Genomic DNA, 17,070 nt, shown 5'->3' on the forward strand with positions numbered 1-17,070 from the left:
TGCAACCAACAGGGTGACGGACGGCCATGTGGCGCGAGATCGAACCGGATCGGATGGAGCGTGTCGAGGTCGAGGGCGGCAGCGTCGTCACCTATTCGTTCGGCGAGGGCGACGAGACGATCCTGCTCCTGAACGGAGGGCCGGGCCTGCCCTGCGACTACCTGCGCGATTCCCATTCCTGCCTCGTCGACCACGGCTATCGCGTGGTCGCCTTCGACCAGCTCGGCACCGGGCGCTCGGATCGGCCGACCGATCCCGCGCTGTGGACCATCACCCGCTATGTCGGCGAGGTGGAGGCCGTGCGGCAGGCTCTCGATCTCGGTCCGGTCCACCTCATCGGCCAGTCCTGGGGCGGCTGGCTCTCGGTCGAATACGCGCTGACCCACCCCGAGGCGCTGCGCACGCTGGTGCTCGAGAACACGGCGGCCGACATTCCCCACCTCGTCGGCGAGCTCGGCCGCCTGCGCGAGGCGCTCGGCTCCGAGACGGTCGCCATGATGCAGCGCCACGAGGCGGAGGGAACGCTCGACCACCCCGAATACCAGGCGGCGATCACGGTCCTGAACTACCGGCATGTGTGCCGCCTCGCCGAATGGCCGGCCCCGGTGCGTCGCTCGTTGGGCGACTGGAACATGGGTCCCTACGAGACGATCCAGGGGCCGAACGAGTTCACCTACACCGGCAACCTGAAGGACTGGAACCGCATCCCCGACATGCATCGGATCACGGTGCCCACCCTGATCACGGTCGGCCAGCACGACGAGCTGACGCCGGCCTGCGCCATGCGCATGAAGCTCGCGCTGCCCGATGCCGAGCTGCGCGTCTTCCCCAATTCCAGCCACATGCCCTTCTTCGAGGAGCCGGCCGCGTTCTTCCCTGTGCTGGTCGACTTCCTCGCCCGGCGCGGCGGGAGACGCCGGGCCGACGACCTCGCGGGAGCCGCCTGAGCCCGCCCGATGCACCGCTATCGCTTCGTCCTGTCGCGCCCGTTCCAGCTGATCCCGGTCCTGATCGGCATCAGCCTCGTCACCTTCGTGCTCGTCCGCTCGATCCCCGGCGACCCGGCGCGGCTGATCCTCGGCACGCGCGCGACGCCGCAGGCGCTGGAGCGCGTGCGCGCGCAGTTCGGCCTGGATGAGCCGCTCTGGCTTCAGTATCTCTATTTCCTGCGCAATCTCGGGCGCGGCGAGATGGGCCGCTCGATCCTCTACAAGGTCGACGTCCTCGGCCTGATCCTCCAGCGCATCGAGCCGACGCTGGTGCTCGTGGCGGGATCGGTCGCGCTGTCCCTCCTGATCTGCGTGCCGCTCGCGACGGTCGCCGCGCGGCGGCAGGGATCGGCCACCGACAGCGGCGTCCGGCTCGCCTCGACGCTCAGCCTCGGCCTGCCGAACTTCTGGCTGGCGATCATGCTGATCATCCTCTTCTCGGTGACGCTCGGCTGGTTTCCGGTGTCGGGCTACGGCGACACGGCTCTCGAGAAGCTGCACCACATGGCCCTCCCCTGGCTCACCGTCGCGCTCTCGCTGTCGGCCGTCCTCACGCGGCAGCTGCGCGCCTCGCTGATCGCGGAGATGCGGTCCGACGTGGCGCTGGCGGCCCGCGCGCGCGGCCTGCCCGAGACGGTGATCTTCCGCCGGCACGTCCTGCCCAACTCGATTCTGCCGACGCTCAATCTCCTCGCGGTCAACATCGGCTGGCTGATCGGGGGCACCGTCGTTGTGGAGCAGGTCTTCGCCATTCCCGGCATGGGTCAGCTCCTGGTCCGGGCGATCTTCTCGCGCGACTACATGGTGGTGCAGGGCGTCGCGATGGTCTTCGCGCTGGCCACCGTCCTCGTGAACTTCCTCGCCGACGTCCTGACCGTGACGGCCGACCCGCGGGTGCGCCTGTGAGCGTCGTCCCCGTCCCGGCCCCCTTGCTCGTTTCCGCCCGGCCGCGCCGCGGCGCAGGAACGCCGCTGCCGCTCGTCGCGGGCCTGGCGCTGCTCGCCGGTTTTCTTATCCTTGCGCTCCTCGCCCCGCTCGTCGCGCCCTACGACCCGATCTTCCAGGACGCCGCCGCGCGTCTCTCGCCGCCCTCGCTCAATCATCCCTTCGGCACCGACAACTATGGGCGCGACATCCTCTCGCGCATCATCTGGGGCACGCGGATCGACCTGCAGCTCGCCGTCTTCGGCGTGGTCTTCCCGTTCCTGATCGGCACGGTGGTCGGCACCGTGTCCGGCTATTTCGGCGGGCTCGTCGACGGCATCTTCATGCGCGTCGTCGACGTCGTCCTCGCCTTTCCGTTCCTCGTCCTGATGCTGTCCGTGATCACCATTCTCGGACCGGGTCTCCAGAGCTTCTTCATCGCGATGGCGCTGGTCGGCTGGGTGTCCTACGCGCGGCTCGTGCGGGCGCAGATCCTCGTTCTGAAGGGTAGCGACTTCGCGCTCGCCGCCCGCTCGCTCGGCTTCAGCCATGCGCGCATCATGTTCCGCCATCTCCTGCCCAACGCGCTGACCGCGTCGGTGGTCTTCGCCATGTCGGACTGCGTGCTCGTGCTCCTGTCGGGCGCGGCGATCAGCTATCTCGGCCTCGGCGTGCAGCCGCCCGCCGCCGAATGGGGGATCATGGTGGCCGAGGGGCAGGCCTTTCTCGCGCGCGCCTGGTGGATCTCCGCCTTCCCGGGCCTTGCGATCGTGCTTCTCGCCTTCAGCTTTAGCCTCGTCGCCGACGGGCTCGGCGACGTCCTCGGGCGGCGCGCATGAGCGGAGCGAGTTCGCATGCGCTGGAGGTCGAAGGCCTCACCGTCACCGCGGCTGGCCCGCTCGGCGAGCGCCGGATCGTCGACGGCCTCTCCTTCCGGCTCGCGCGCGGCGAGATCCTCGGGCTCGTCGGCGAGAGCGGCTCGGGCAAGACGGTCGCCTGCCGCGCCCTGATGCGGCTCCTGCCGCCGGCGCTCGCCGTGTCGGCCGACGCGATCCGCCTGAAGGGCCGCGAGGTCGCCAATCTGTCCGATGCGCAGTTCGCGCCGCTGCGAGGCCGCGAGATCGGCATGGTCTTCCAGAACCCGGCGAGCCACCTCGATCCGGTGATGCGCATCGGCGAACAGATCGCCGAGACCGTGCGCCTGACGCGCGGCCTCGGCCGGCGCGAGGCCCGCTCGGAAAGCGTCGAACTCCTCCGGCAGGTGGGCATCCCCGACCCCGAGCGGCGGGCAGACGCCTTCCCGCACGAGTTTTCCGGCGGCATGCGCCAGCGCGCGATGATCGCCGTCGCCCTCGCTTCCGATCCCGACATCCTCGTCGCCGACGAGCCGACCACGGCGCTCGACGTGACGGTCCAGGCCCAGATCCTACGCCTTCTCCTCGACCTTCGCGACCGGCGCGGCCTGTCGATCGTCTTCATCACCCACGATCTCGGCGTCGTCTCGCAGCTCTGCGACCGCATCGCGGTGCTCTACGCCGGCCGGCTCTGCGAGATCGGGCCGAAGCGCGACGTGCTGATGCGGCCGCGCCATCCCTACACGGCCGGGCTCGTGGCGTGCCAGCCGGCGCAGAGCACCGGCGCAAGGCGCCTTCGCACCATCGAGGGCCAGCCGCCCGGTGCCGGCGAAATGCCGTCCGGATGCCGGTTCCATCCCCGCTGCCCTCGCGCGGGCGAGGACTGTTGCACCCGCCAGCCGCCGCTCGTCGCCATGGACACGGAGCGCCGCGCGGCATGCCACCATCCCCTCGGGCACGGCGTCTTGGAGGGCGCGGCATGACCCAGCCCGACATCATCCTTGAAGCCGACGATGTCGTCGTTCGTTTTCCCGGTCCCGGCGCGGGCTTCCTCGGCCTGCAGCGGCGCAGCGTCCAGGCGGTGAACGGCGTCTCGCTTCAGGTCCGGCGCGGCGAGACGATCGGGATCGTCGGAGAATCGGGATCGGGCAAGTCGACGCTCGGACGCGCGCTTCTCGGCCTCGAGCCGATCTCGGGCGGTCACGTCGTGCTCGACGGACTGGCGGTCTCGGACGGCCGGCGGGCCGACCTGAAGGCGCTGCGCCGACGCACCGCCATGGTGTTTCAGGACCCCGCGAACTCGCTCAACCCGCGCCTCACCGTCGGCGAGACGCTGGCCGAAGTCCTGCGCGTCCACGGCAAGGCGCCGCGCGGCGGAACGGATCCCCGCGTCGCCGAGCTTCTGCGGATGGTCGGCCTCGATACGGCGCTGGCCGGCCGGCGTCCGGCCGCGCTCTCCGGCGGCCAGTGCCAGCGCGTCGGCATCGCGCGGGCGCTGGCGGTCGAGCCCAGCCTCGTCATCGCCGACGAATGCGTCGCCGCGCTCGACGTCTCGATCCAGGGGCAGGTGATCAACCTCTTCCTCGATCTCAAGGAGCGGATCGGCCTGACGCTGATCTTCATCGCGCATGATCTCGCCATCGTCCGCCGGCTCTGCGACCGGGTGGCGGTGATGTATCTCGGCCGGATCGTCGAGGAGGGGCCGACCGAGAGCGTGTTTCGCGCGCCGCGCCATCCCTACACGGCGGCCCTCATCGCCTCGATCCCCGAGATCGACCCCGACATCGCGCTGCCGCTGGCGCCGATGGGCGGCGAGCCGCCAAGCCCGCTCGATCCCCCGCCCGGCTGTCCGTTCCATCCGCGCTGCACCCATGCCGAGGATCGCTGCCGCACCGGCCCGCCGCCCGCCCTGCGCCGCGCCGAAGACCACGGCTGGGCCTGCATCCTCGAGCCCGGCGCGCTTCCCGCGCCGGTCCGCGAACCGCCGATCTCCCCTCCCCCTATGATACGCGAGGCTTTCCCATGTCCCGACCCCGCATGACCCGCCTTCTGGCCGCAACGGCGCTCGCCGCCCTGTCGCTCACCGCCTCGATCGCGGAAGCCGCCGGCGTCCTCACGATCGGACGGCGCGAGGATTCCACGACCTTCGACCCGATCGCCTCGGCCCAGAACGTCGACAACTGGGTCTATTCCAACGTCTTCGACGTGCTCGTGCGCGTCGACAAGACCGGCACCAAGCTGGAGCCCGGCCTTGCGGAAAGCTGGACCGTCTCGGACGACAAGCTGACCTACACGTTCAAGCTGCGCGAGGCGAAGTTCTCGGACGGCTCGCCCGTCACCGCCGAGGACGCGGCCTTCTCGCTCCTGCGCATCCGTGACGATCCGACCTCGCTCTGGTCGTCGAGCTACGCGATCGTCGACACGGCGACGGCCAGCGACCCGCGCACGCTCGTCGTCAAGCTGAAGGAGCCCTCGGTTCCCTTCCTCGCCTCGCTGGCGCTGCCCAACGTCTCGGTCCTGCCGAAGGCGGTGGTGGAGGCCAAGGGCGAGGAGTTCGCGTCCGCGCCGATCGGGTCCGGCGCCTTCTCGGTCAAGGAGTGGGCCCGCGGCGACCGCGTGATCCTCGAGAAGAACCCGAACTACTGGGAGGCCGACAAGGTCAGCCTCGACGGCGTCGAGTGGATCTCGGTGCCCGACGACAACACGCGCATGCTGAACGTGCAGGCGGGACAGCTCGACGCGGCGATTTTCGTGCCCTTCTCGCGCGTCGAGCAGCTGAAGCAGGACCCGCAGCTCAAGGTCTCGCTCGACACCTCGACCCGCGAGGACGCGCTGCTCATCAATCACGAGAAGGGCAAGCTCGGCGAGATCGCGGTGCGCCAAGCGCTGGACATGGCGATCGACAAGCAGGCGATCGTCGATGCCGTCACCTTCGGCATCGGCGAGGTCGCCAACTCCTACATCCCGAAGGGCGCGCTGTACTATTACGCCGACAACCTGCGCCGTCCCTACGATCCGGAGCGCGCCAAGGCGATGCTGGCGGAAGCGGGCGCTTCCGACCTTGCCCTCGACTACAACGTCAAGGCCGGCGACGAGGTGGACGAGCAGATCGCCGTCCTGATGCAGCAGCAGCTTTCCAAGGCGGGGGTCACCGTCAACATCAACAAGGTCGATGCCGCCTCGCAGTGGGACATGTTCATCAACGGCGATTTCGACGTCGCCGTCGGCTACTGGACCAATGACGTCCTCGACCCCGATCAGAAGACCACCTTCGTGCTCGGCCACGACACGAACATGAACTACATGACGCGCTACAAGAACGACATGGTGAAGGACCTCGTCGCCAAGGCGCGCACCGAAGCCGACCCCGCCAAGCGCGAGGCGATGTATGTCGAGCTGCAGAAGATCGCCAAGGAGGAGGTCAATTGGATCGACCTCTACTACAGCCCCTACATCAACGTGACGCGCGCCAATATCGACGGCTTCTACCAGAACCCGCTCGGCCGCTTCTGGCTGGAGGACGTGCGCAAGAACTGAGATCGCACAGCGACAGGCCTGCAACGGGACGGGCGATCGTTCGCCCGTCCTCCGCGCTCATGCGATGAACCATGCGTCATCGGTCGGGATGCCTCAGCCGCCAGCCCGGAGCGCGGCGGCGAGATCGGACGACGGAGGCGGCGTCGTGCCAAGATCCAGATCGGCCAGAAGCGCGTCGAGATGCTGCCGCATCAGGTCGGACGCCGCGGCGCCGTCGCGCCGGGACAGGGCGTCCAGAAGCGCCAGATGGGCCGCGTTGTCGCAAAGCGTCGCGGGCCGGCGCCAGTAGAGCGCGATCACCAGCGAGGACCGGGACAGGAGGCCGTCGACGATCGCCGCCAGCACGCCCTGCCCCGACGCCCGCGCGATCTGCCGGTGAAAGTCGGCGGAATGGTAGACGGCTTCCAGCGGATCGTCGGCGTGCATCGCGCCATGCTCCGCCTCGATCGAGGCTCGCAGCGCCCGCGCATCCTCGGGCCGCATCCGCGCGGCGGCAAGGGCCGCGAGCGGCGGCTCCACGATCGCCCGCGCCTCGAAGATCTCGCGCGCCTCGTCCGGCGTCGGACTGGCGATGCGGGCCCCTTTGTTGCGCTGGAGGACCACGACGCCGTCCCGCGCCAGCGCCTGGAGCGCCGCTCGCACCACCGTGCGGCTGACGCCGTTGATCCCGGCGATCTCGTCCTCCACGAGCTTCGTGCCCGGACCCAGCCGATGCCGCGCGACGGCGTCGAGGATACCGTCGTGGATCGGTTGCCAGGACGCGGTGCTCCCGCGACGGGGGTTCGGTTCGGACGGCACTCCAGGTCTCCGCAATCGGCGACCGGTGGCCGCGTCTGTCTTCCAGCATGAACCGTGCCACCCCAGGCGCCATGGGTCGGCAGGGATCGGATACAGCGATTGTATACAACTTGGGCAGGCTGCGAGGTGAGCCGCATCCTTGCTGGGCATTCGCCTGCCGTTCTTCGCCTCCCCCCGGCCGTCGACCGACGCGCTACTCCAAGCCACGCGCGGTTTCCGCGATGTGGCACGCTTCCTGCTTTCCTCTTCCCGAGCGAAGCGGAGACGGACGCATGGCCCCTGGAGACCTCGAACTCGTCAAACTGACCAAGCGCTACGGCGCGACGACGGCGGTGGACGCGATCGACCTGCGCGTGCCGGCCGGCACCTATTGCTGTTTCCTCGGGCCGTCCGGCTGCGGCAAGTCCTCGACGATGCGCATGATCGCCGGACACGAGAGCGTGTCGGGCGGCGACATCATCCTTGGCGCCCACAACGTCACCGATCTGCCGCCCGCCCGGCGCGGCACGGCGATGATGTTCCAGTCCTACGCGCTGTTCCCGCACCTCACCGTTCTCGACAACGTCGCCTTCTCCCTGAAAATGAAGGGCGCCTCGAAGGACGAGCGATACCGGAAGGCGCGCGCCGTGATGGAGCTCGTCGACCTCGCGCGCTTCGAGACGCGCATGCCCGCCCAACTGTCCGGCGGCCAGCAGCAGCGCGTGGCGCTCGCGAGAGCCCTCGTCACCGATCCCGGCATTCTCCTCCTCGACGAGCCGCTGTCGGCGCTCGACCCGTTCCTGCGCCTTCGCGTGCGCACCGAGCTGAAGCGCCTGCAGCGCGAGCTCGGCATCTCCTTCCTCCATGTCACGCACGGGCAGGACGAGGCGATGGCGCTCGCCGATCTCGTCGTCATCATGCGGGACGGCCGCATCGAGCAGGCGGGCAGCCCCCAGGACGTCTTCCACCGCCCGGCCACCGGCTTCGTCGCCCGCTTCATGGGCGGCCATAACGTCCTGCAGCTCGACGGCCGGCCCGTCTCCGTGCGCGCCGACCGGGTGCGCATCGGCGAAGGCAGCGCCGACGCGCGCTCCGTCTCCGGCGAGGTGCGCGGCGTCGAATACGGCGGTGCCACCGTCACCGTGGTCGTCCATGCCGGCGACGCCGGCGAGATCACCGCCGTGATCCCCGAGGAGCAGTTCAACGCGACCCCGGCCGAGCTCGGGCAGACGCGTGCCGTTCACTGGTCGCGCGGCGACGAGTTCGCCCTCGAAGCCGCCTGATCCTTCCGCCCTCCTCCAGCCCCCGACCCAAGGAGACCACCTCATGAGCGACACCCCCAAGACCACCGGGCTCGACCGCCGCGCCTTCCTGAAGTCCGGGGCGGTCTTCGCCGCCGGCGCGGTCGTGACCACGAAGGTCACCGGCTTTCCCTTCGTGTCCGGCGCGCGGGCGCAGGAGGCCAAGACGCTGCGCTATCTCGGCACGGCGGTGAACCAGTCCACCGAGATCGCCGCCAAGGTGAAGGAGGATCTCGGCATCACGATCGAGTACGTGCCTGTCACGACCGACGAGGTGACCAAGCGCATCATCACCCAGCCCAACACGTTCGACATCGTCGATACCGAGTACTTCTCGCTGAAGAAGTTCGTGCCGACCGGCAACCTGATGGGCATGGACGCCAAGCGCATCAAGGAATTCGACAACATCACCACCGTCTTCACCAAGGGCGAGATCGACGGCAAGAAGATCGGCGACCAGGGCACTGCGCCGTGGAAGGTGCTCTATCTCGAGGCCAACAAGTCCAAGGCCTTCTCGGCGACGCCGACGGAGTGGATCTCGCTGATCCCGACCACCTACAACGCCGATACGCTCGGCATCCGGCCCGACCTCATCAAGCGCCCCATCGAAAGCTGGGCGGAGCTGCTGAATCCCGAGTTCAAGGGCCGCGCCTCGATCCTCAACATTCCCTCGATCGGCATCATGGACGCCGCCATGGCGATCGAGGCGTCGGGCAAGTACAAGTATCCCGACAAGGGCAACATGACTCGTGACGAGATCGACCTGACGATCGACGCGCTGATCGAGGCCAAGCAGGGCGGACAGTTCCGCGCCCTATGGTCGGACTTCAACGAGAGCGTCAACCTCATGGCCTCCGGCGAGACCGTGATCCAGTCCATGTGGTCGCCCGCCGTCACCGCCGTGCGCGCCAAGGGCATCGACTGCCGCTTCCAGCCGCTGAAGGAGGGCTACCGCGCCTGGGCCTCGGGTTTCGCCCTGCCCGCGACGCTCGAGGGGCCGAAGCTCGACGCCGCCTACGAGTTCGTCAATTGGTTCCTGTCCGGCTGGGCTGGCGCCTTCCTCAACCGCCAGGGGTACTATTCCGGCGTCCTGTCGACCGCCAAAGCGTCCATGCAGCCCTACGAATGGGCCTACTGGATGGAGGGCAAGCCGGCCGAGAAGGACATCCTCTCCCCGCAGGGCCAGGTCATCGCCAAGACCGGCGACGTGCGCGACGGCGGCTCGTTCAACGAGCGCATGGGCGCCGTCGCCTGCTGGAACGCCGTGATGGACGAGGACGCCTACATGGTCCGCAAGTGGAACGAGTTCGTCGCGGCGTAAGCCGAGGCGGTTGTCGCGGGGGCGCTGCCCCTGCACCCCGCCAAGGGAATTGAATTCCCCTGGACCCCTCGTCTGTTGAGAGATGTCCGATATGCGGAAGGGTCAGAGACCCTCCCGCATATCGGAAAAGTCCCAAGAGAAAAGAAGGGTTCGGGAATTCCTTCCGTCCGCAGGACGGGCGAGACCTGCGGCTCGCCCGTTGAGCAGGGACCGGGGCAGCAGCCCCGCCATACCCACGCGGCCCGATGCCGTGATGATCTCGATCCACCCACGGAGGCCGCATGGCTGCGTCCGAACGCACGGGGCTCGCGCCCTATCTCCAGGCGGCGCCGCTGGCGCTGGTGTTCCTGCTGTTTCTAGTGGTGCCGCTCGCCTTCATCGTGATGGTGAGCTTCTGGACCTACGACAACTACCAGATCCAGCCGGCCTTCACGCTGCAGAACTATGCCGACGTCTTCGACCGTTGCATCACGCGACTGCCGGCACTGTGCACGACGTTCCGCACCTATTTGTCGACGCTCGGCTTCGCGCTTCGGGTCTGGGTCCTGACGCTCGGGATCGGGTTCACGATCGCCTATTTCCTCGCCTTCGAGGTGCGATCGAAGACGGTCCAGTCGATGCTGTTCCTCCTGTGCACGATCCCGTTCTGGACCTCCAACGTGATCCGGATGATCTCGTGGATTCCGCTTCTCGGCCGCGAAGGGCTGGTGAATCGGACGCTCATGAGCCTCGGGGCGATCGACCAGCCGATCGATTGGCTGCTCTATTCCAGCTTCTCGGTGACGCTGACCTTCGTGCATCTCTTCACGTTCTTCATGGTCGTGCCGATCTACAATTCTATGCTGCGCATCGACCGCTCGTTGATCGAGGCGGCGCGCGATGCCGGCGCCTCCGGCTGGCAGATCCTGTGGAACGTGATCGTGCCGCTGTCGAAGACCGGCATCGCCATCGGTTCGATCTTCGTCCTCACCATCGTCATGGGCGACTTCGTGACGGTCGGCCTGATGGGCGGCCAGCAGATCGCCTCGGTCGGCAAGACGATCCAGACCGAGATCAGCTACCTCCAGTTCCCGATCGCCGCCGCCAACGCCGTGGTGCTGCTCGCCACCGTCCTCCTCATCGTCTTCGCGCTCCTGCGTGTCGTCGACATCCGCAAGGAGCTATAGAGTGTCGGAAAAACGCTCCCGCGCCTTCTGGCCACTCGCGATCTTCTTCTCGCTCTTCGTCCTGTTCCTCTACGGGCCGACGCTGACCGTTCTCGTCCTGTCCTTCCAGGGGCCGCAGGGGGGCCTGACGTTCCCGATGAACGGCGTCTCGACCCACTGGTTCGGCGTGCTGTGGCAGGGGCTCGGCGTCGTCGACGTCTGGGCCGCGTTCGGACGCTCGTTCCGGCTGGGCCTCGTGGTGACCGTCCTGACGGTCGTCATCTCGGTGCTGGCGGGCCTCGCCTTCCGGCGGCGGTTCCGAGGCTCGACGCTCCTGTTCTACACGGCGATCGCGAGCCTCATCCTGCCGTCGATCGCGGTCTCGCTCGGCATCGCGCTGGAATTTCGCATCTTCGACGATTTCGTGAAGGCGTACGGCCTCGGCGGCGACGGCTACCAGTCGGCGATGGGTCTCTTCAGCTCGGCGCTCGGCGCGCACCTCACCTGGACCCTGCCCTTCGGCATGCTGGTGATGTTCGCCGTCTTCAACCGCTTCGACCAGGCCTACGAGGAAGCCGCGCGCGATCTCGGCGCAACGCCCTGGCAGACCTTCCGCCATGTCGTGCTGCCGATCATCGCGCCCTATCTCGTGGGCGTCGCGCTCTTCGGCTTCACCCTGTCGTGGGACGAGATCGCCCGCACGAGCCAGGCGATCGGCGGCCCGAACACGCTGCCGCTGGAACTGCAGGGCCTGACGACGACGGTCACCAACCCCGCGATCTACGCGCTCGGCACGCTGACGACGGCGGTGTCCTTCCTCGTGATCGCCCTGACGCTCGGCACCGGCCTGTTCCTTCGTGCGCGCCGCATGCGCGGCGCGTCCGACGCCGGCAAGGGCACGCTCTGAAGGCCGCCATGCGCATCCTCTTCATCAATCCCAACGCCACCGTCTCGATGACAAACAAGATCGAGGCGGCGGCCCGAGCGGCGGCCTCGCCCGGCACGGTGATCCACTCGGCCACCAACCACGTCGGTCCGGCGTCGATCCAGGGGCCGGCCGATGGCGAGGCGGCCGAGCCCGGCCTCCTCGCGCTGATCGCGGAGCGGGACGCGGACGCCGACGCATTCGTGATCGCCTGCTTCGACGATACGGGATTGGAGACGGCGAGAACGCTCACGGGCAAGCCGGTCATCGGGATCGGCGAGGCCGCGATGCGGGCCGCCGCCGACGGGGGTCGCGCGTTCAGCGTGGTGACCACGCTGTCGGTCTCGATTCCGGTGATCGAGGAGAACGTGCGGGCCTATGGGCTCGGTAGCCTCTGCCGGCAGGTCCGCGCCTCCGAGGTGCCGGTGTTGGCGCTGGAAGAGCCCGGCAGCGCCGCTCGCGAGACGGTGGCGGCCGAGATCGCGGCGGCGCTGGCAGAGGACCGGCCGGGCGCCGTCGTGCTCGGCTGCGCCGGCATGGCCGATCTCGCCGAGGCATTCGCTGCCCGGTTCGGCGTGCCCGTGTTCGATGGTGTGGTCTGCGCGGTCAAGGCGCTGGAAGCGCAGTCGCCCGACGCCTGACCGCAGTCCTGGGTCCATGAGTTTCTGCTGGAGGACGCACCATCTAGCGCCAGCCAGATAGGCGTCCCGCAGCCGCTTGCGCGGCTGAACGACCAAATCCTGCAAGCCGATTGCCACTTCGGTAACCATGGGTTGCCATGGTTTTCGGCATCTTCCCTTCGAATTTGTCCATTTGGTCAGTTTTTCGGGTCTCGTTCGGCGACGGGCCGTTCCACCAGTTCTCAAGCCATTGTCTCTGCTCATGAAAGAATCAGTGGCACGCATCTTGCTGCGTGTCGGATGCGGTGCTGGTGCCGCGTTGCTGGAGCAGGAGAACGGATGGAAATCGGTGTCTTCATCCCGATCGGGAACAACGGCTGGCTGATCTCGGAAAACGCGCCGCAGTACAGGCCGAGCTTCGCCCTGAACAAGACGGTCGTGCAGAGCGCGGAGCGCCATGGCTTCGACTTTGCGCTGTCGATGATCAAGCTGCGCGGCTTCGGCGGCAAGACCGAGTTCTGGGACCACAATCTCGAAAGCTTCACGCTGATGGCGGGCCTTGCCGCCGTCACCACGCGCATCCGCCTCTTCGCGACCGCCGCGACGCTGGTTATGCCGCCCGCCATCGTCGCCCGCATGGCCTCGACGATCGACTCGATCTCGGACGGTCGTTTCGGGCTGAACCTCGTGACCGGCTGGCAGCGGCCGGAATATTCGCAGATGGGCCTGTGGCCGGGCGACGAGTATTTCGCCCGGCGCTACGACTATCTTGCGGAATACGCGACCATCCTGCGCGAGCTCTGGGAGACCGGCCGGTCGGACCTGAAGGGAGAGTTCTTCCAGATGGACGACTGCCGCCTGTCGCCGCAGCCCCAGGCGCCGGTGAAGATCATCTGCGCCGGCTCGTCCAATGCCGGCATGGCCTTCTCGGCCCGCCATGCGGACTACAATTTCTGCTTCGGTGTCGGCGTCAACACGCCGAAGGCCTTCGCCGGCAACACCGCCCGGCTGAAGGCGGCGACCGACGAGACGGGCCGCGACGTCTCGACCTTCGTCCTCTTCATGATCATCGCCGACGAGACCGACGAGGCGGCTCGCGCCAAGTGGGAGCACTACAAGGCCGGCGCCGACGAGAAGGCGATCGCCTGGTTGGGCGTTCAGGGCGCGGCCGACACGAAGTCCGGCGCCGACACCAATGTCCGGCAGATGGCCGATCCGGTCTCGGCCGTGAACATCAACATGGGAACGCTGGTCGGCTCCTACGAGACGGTGGCGCAGCTCCTCGACGAGGTCGCAAGCGTGCCGGGCACCGGCGGCGTCCTTCTCACCTTCGACGACTTCGTGGAAGGCGTGGAGGCCTTCGGCACCCGCATCCAGCCGCAGATGACGTCTCGCCGGCACGTCGCCTTCCAGCGTGAGGCCGCCGAATGAGCGTGCTTCCCGCTGCCGGACACGTGCCCCGGCCGCAGACGCGCGAGAGCGTCACCCTGCCCGCCCGCCCGGAGCCGCTGTCGCTGAAGCTGCACGAGACCGCCGTCGTGGTGGTCGACATGCAGAACGCCTATGCGACGCCCGGCGGCTACGTGGATCTCGCCGGCTTCGACATTTCGGGCGCCGCCGGCACGATCGGTGCGATCGGCAAGGCCCTCTCGGCGGCGCGCGACGCCGGGGTCCTCGTGGTCTACCTCCAGAACGGCTGGGACAAGGACTACCAGGACGCCGGCGGCCCCGGCTCGCCCAACTGGCACAAGTCGAACGCCTTGAAGACCATGCGCCGCCGGCCGGAGCTCGCCGGCACGCTGCTCGCCAAGGGCACCTGGGACTACGCGATCATCAATGCGCTGCAGCCGCAACCGGGCGACCTTCTGGTGCCGAAGACGCGCTACAGCGGCTTCTTCAACTCGACCCTCGACAGCACGCTGCGCGCGCGCGGCATCCGCAACCTCGTCTTCGTCGGCATCGCCACCAATGTCTGCGTCGAGAGCACGCTGCGCGACGCGTTCCACCTCGAATATTTCGCGGTGATGCTGGAGGACGCCACGCATCAGCTCGGCCCCGCCTTCATTCAGGAGGCGGCGGCCTACAACGTCGAGACCTTCTTCGGCTGGGTCTCGACGGTCGCCGACTTCTGCGGCGCCGTCTCGCAGGCCGCCCCCTCCCCCTCGATCTGATCCAGGAGCCGTCATGCCGAAATCCATCGTCGTCCCGGAGGGCACGTCGAAGCCGATCGCCCCGTTCTCGCCCGGAACGCTCGCCGACGGGATCGTTTACGTCTCGGGGACCCTGCCCTTCGACGCCAACAACGACGTCGTGCATGTCGGCGACGCCGCGGCCCAGACGCGGCACGTCCTCGAAACCATCAAGTCGGTCATCACGACGGCCGGCGGTACGATGGAGGACGTGACCATGAACCACATCTTCATCACCGACTGGGCGAACTACGCCGCGGTCAACGCGGTCTATGCCGAATATTTTCCCGGCGACAAGCCGGCGCGCTACTGCATCCTCTGCGGCCTCGTGAAGCCGGAGGCGCTGGTGGAGATCGCCACCGTCGCACATATCGGCCGCCGATGACGCTGCACCACGACATTCACGGGCGCACCGACGACGGCGCGCCGACGCTGATCCTTTCCTCGGGTCTCGGCGGGTCGGGCGCCTACTGGACGCCGCAGATCGAAGCGCTGGCGCGCCATTTTCGCGTCGTCACCTACGATCATCGCGGCACGAACCGCAGCGGCGGCCGGGGGCAGGACACGATCGCCGCGATGGGGGACGACGTTCTCGATCTCGCGGTGGCCGTCGGCGCCGAGCGCTTTCACCTGATGGGCCATGCGCTCGGCGGCCTGATCGGCCTCGATCTAGCGCTCCGGGCGGGCTCGACCGTCGACAGCCTCGTTCTCGTCAACGCCTGGGGCAAGGCCGACCCCCATTCCGGCCGCTGCTTCGACATGCGGATCACGCTTCTGGAGAAGGCAGGCGTCGAAGCCTTCGTCGCGGCGCAGCCGCTGTTCCTCTACCCGGCGGTCTGGATGGCAGAACACGCGCCGCGCCTCGAAGCCGAGATCGCTCATGGCATCGCGCATTTCCAGGGGCGGGAGGCCGTCCTCGCGCGCATCGCGGCCCTCCGGGCCTTCGACGTCGAAGCGCGGCTCGGCGAGATCGCGGTGCCGACCCTGGTGGTGGCGGCACGGGATGATCTTCTCGTCCCCTGCACGCGATCGCTGGCCTTGGCCGATGCCATACCCGGCGCACGCCTCGCGCTGTCGGACTTCGGCGCCCACGCGGTCAACATCACCGAACCCGTCTGGTTCAATGCAGCCGTCGGATCGTTTCTCGCCTCGGTCGGAGGGATAGCGTCATGATCGCCCCTGCGACTGCCACCACCGAGCCCGCACCGGATCTCGAAGGGGTCGACCGTCTCGCCTTTCGCGACGCGATGGCCCAGCTGGGGGCCGCCGTCACCATCGTGACGACCGACGGCCCGGGCGGGCGCGCGGGCTTTGCCGCGACCGCCGTCTGCAGCGTCACCGACGACCCGCCGACGCTGCTGGTCTGCATCAACCGGGCCTCGTCGGCCTACGCGCCCGTCCGGCGGAACGGGCGGATCTGCGTCAACGTGCTGGCGGCCAAGCACGCCGAGCTCAGCCGCGTGTTCGGCGGCCGGACGCCTATTGCGGAGCGCTTCGCCGCCGCGTCCTGGCGGGAGACCAGAGGCGGCACACTCGAACTCGACGGCGCGCTCGCCTCGTTCGACTGCGACATCTCGACGGCGACGCAGGCGGGCACCCACGACGTCTTCTTCTGCCGCGTGCTCTCGCTCCGGTCGCGGAGCGAGGGCCAAGGCCTGATCTACTTCGACCGCACCTACCACGCGCTGTGAACGCAAGGCGGGCGCGCCGACTATCGGCGGGATCGATCGATCAACGCGGCCGGACCCCGTCGAGGATGACGGACAGGACGGACCGCGTGACCTCCTCCCGGAAGTCCGGGCGCTCGACGTCCGGCCCGAGGATGGCGCGGATCTGGACCGCGAAATCGGCATAGTGCTGCGTCGTCGCCCAGATCGCGAAGATCAGGTGGATGGGATCGATGGGAGCCAGCCGCCCTTCGGAAACCCAGGTTCGCAGGATGGCGGCCTTCTGGAACACGAGGGTCCGCAGCTTCGTCTGCAGCGTCGGCGAGATGACGGGAGCGCCGGCGAGGATTTCGTTCGCGAACAGTCGCGACGCCTCCGGCCGTTCGAGCGAAAGGACGAGCTTGGCCGTGATGTAGCGTCGAAGCTCCTCGACGGGGTCCGCGTCGACATTCAGGGCGTTGAGCGGATCGAGCCACTCGCCGAGCGTACGCTCCAGCACCGCCTCGTAGAGATCCTGCTTACGCCGGTAGTAGTAGAGAAGGTTCGCCTTGGACATGCCGGCGCGGGCGGCGATCTCGTCCACCGTCGATCCGCGAAAGCCGTGTCGCGAGAAGATGTCCAGCGCCGCGTCGAGGATCTGCACCCGCGAGACGGCCTGGATGCGGGTTGCCGGTGGCGTGGACCGTCCCCCCTCCCGGTCTGCGCCCTTCGCGCCCATGCCTTCTCCCTGCCAGATGGCGGCTCGCGCGAGCCGCACGCTCTCCAGTGGTAGGATGACATGCCATGCGCTGGCAATCGACAGCCGATCGGATGGGAACGTC

The 17,070-nt window shown here is 68.2% G+C and carries 17 protein-coding genes and 1 pseudogene; 16 read left to right on the plus strand and 2 right to left on the minus strand.

From position 1 onward, the window contains the following. Positions 1-26: 26 nt before the first annotated feature. The 6 genes and pseudogenes from ASF65_RS09535 to ASF65_RS09560 all read left to right on the plus strand — a co-directional run bounded on the left by ASF65_RS09535 (position 27) and on the right by ASF65_RS09560 (position 6,304). On the plus strand, positions 27-947 hold the full coding sequence (locus tag ASF65_RS09535) for a proline iminopeptidase-family hydrolase (protein WP_055888292.1): 921 nt from the start codon (positions 27-29) through the stop codon (positions 945-947). A 9-nt stretch (positions 948-956) separates the two neighbouring features. Beyond that, positions 957-1,895: an ABC transporter permease gene (locus ASF65_RS09540; RefSeq protein ID WP_055888295.1), complete on the plus strand. Its 939-nt coding sequence runs from the start codon at positions 957-959 to the stop codon at positions 1,893-1,895. 65 nt (positions 1,896-1,960) lie between these two features. Then, a complete protein-coding gene (locus ASF65_RS09545) occupies positions 1,961-2,752 on the plus strand; it encodes an ABC transporter permease (protein ID WP_244486628.1) in 792 nt (263 codons plus the stop codon). Continuing rightward, complete coding sequence (locus ASF65_RS09550) at positions 2,749-3,750, plus strand: ABC transporter ATP-binding protein (protein ID WP_055888299.1); 1,002 nt, start codon at positions 2,749-2,751, stop codon at positions 3,748-3,750. The genes ASF65_RS09545 and ASF65_RS09550 overlap by 4 nt, the downstream gene beginning before the upstream one ends. 2 nt (positions 3,751-3,752) lie before the next feature. Further along, positions 3,753-4,808: pseudogene (locus ASF65_RS09555) on the plus strand (oligopeptide/dipeptide ABC transporter ATP-binding protein); the annotation flags it as partial. Beyond that, complete coding sequence (locus ASF65_RS09560) at positions 4,805-6,304, plus strand: ABC transporter substrate-binding protein (protein ID WP_055888306.1); 1,500 nt, start codon at positions 4,805-4,807, stop codon at positions 6,302-6,304. The pseudogene ASF65_RS09555 and the gene ASF65_RS09560, both read left to right, overlap by 4 nt. A 93-nt stretch (positions 6,305-6,397) precedes the next feature. On the opposite strand, the gene ASF65_RS09565 is transcribed toward ASF65_RS09560, so the two are convergent. Beyond that, positions 6,398-7,102: a GntR family transcriptional regulator gene (locus ASF65_RS09565; RefSeq protein ID WP_055888308.1), complete on the minus strand. Its 705-nt coding sequence runs from the start codon at positions 7,100-7,102 to the stop codon at positions 6,398-6,400. 272 nt (positions 7,103-7,374) lie between these two features. Between ASF65_RS09565 and ASF65_RS09570 the strand changes: the two genes are divergently transcribed. From ASF65_RS09570 to ASF65_RS09615, 10 genes are all read left to right on the plus strand, one after another. Next, positions 7,375-8,364: an ABC transporter ATP-binding protein gene (locus ASF65_RS09570; RefSeq protein ID WP_055888310.1), complete on the plus strand. Its 990-nt coding sequence runs from the start codon at positions 7,375-7,377 to the stop codon at positions 8,362-8,364. Between the two features lie 43 nt (positions 8,365-8,407). Next, on the plus strand, positions 8,408-9,703 hold the full coding sequence (locus tag ASF65_RS09575; RefSeq protein ID WP_055888312.1) for an extracellular solute-binding protein: 1,296 nt from the start codon (positions 8,408-8,410) through the stop codon (positions 9,701-9,703). 281 nt (positions 9,704-9,984) lie between these two features. Continuing rightward, positions 9,985-10,869, plus strand: a complete 885-nt coding sequence (locus ASF65_RS09580; protein WP_055888314.1) for an ABC transporter permease — start codon at positions 9,985-9,987, stop codon at positions 10,867-10,869. A 1-nt stretch (position 10,870) separates the two neighbouring features. Next, positions 10,871-11,755, plus strand: a complete 885-nt coding sequence (locus ASF65_RS09585) for an ABC transporter permease (RefSeq protein ID WP_055888316.1) — start codon at positions 10,871-10,873, stop codon at positions 11,753-11,755. An 8-nt stretch (positions 11,756-11,763) separates the two neighbouring features. Next, positions 11,764-12,414 (plus strand): aspartate/glutamate racemase family protein, encoded by a 651-nt coding sequence (locus ASF65_RS09590; RefSeq protein WP_055888318.1) that lies wholly within the window; start codon positions 11,764-11,766, stop codon positions 12,412-12,414. Positions 12,415-12,732: 318 nt separating this feature from the next. Then, positions 12,733-13,824 (plus strand): pyrimidine utilization protein A, encoded by a 1,092-nt coding sequence (gene rutA / locus ASF65_RS09595; protein WP_055888319.1) that lies wholly within the window; start codon positions 12,733-12,735, stop codon positions 13,822-13,824. Beyond that, on the plus strand, positions 13,821-14,564 hold the full coding sequence (gene rutB / locus ASF65_RS09600; protein ID WP_055888321.1) for a pyrimidine utilization protein B: 744 nt from the start codon (positions 13,821-13,823) through the stop codon (positions 14,562-14,564). The genes rutA and rutB overlap by 4 nt, the downstream gene beginning before the upstream one ends. A 13-nt stretch (positions 14,565-14,577) precedes the next feature. Next, entirely contained in the window at positions 14,578-14,967 is a 390-nt protein-coding gene (gene rutC / locus ASF65_RS09605; RefSeq protein ID WP_055888323.1) for a pyrimidine utilization protein C, read from the plus strand. Next, on the plus strand, positions 14,964-15,755 hold the full coding sequence (gene rutD, locus ASF65_RS09610) for a pyrimidine utilization protein D (protein ID WP_055888326.1): 792 nt from the start codon (positions 14,964-14,966) through the stop codon (positions 15,753-15,755). The genes rutC and rutD overlap by 4 nt, the downstream gene beginning before the upstream one ends. Before the next feature lie 74 nt (positions 15,756-15,829). Further along, positions 15,830-16,273, plus strand: a complete 444-nt coding sequence (locus ASF65_RS09615; protein ID WP_244486629.1) for a flavin reductase — start codon at positions 15,830-15,832, stop codon at positions 16,271-16,273. Between the two features lie 40 nt (positions 16,274-16,313). Here the strand turns inward: ASF65_RS09615 and ASF65_RS09620 are convergent, their stop codons facing one another. Beyond that, a complete protein-coding gene (locus ASF65_RS09620; protein ID WP_055888330.1) occupies positions 16,314-16,967 on the minus strand; it encodes a TetR family transcriptional regulator C-terminal domain-containing protein in 654 nt (217 codons plus the stop codon). Positions 16,968-17,070 lie beyond the last annotated feature (103 nt).

This window comes from Aureimonas sp. Leaf324 (genome assembly GCF_001423245.1).
GTDB lineage: Bacteria > Pseudomonadota > Alphaproteobacteria > Rhizobiales > Rhizobiaceae > Aureimonas.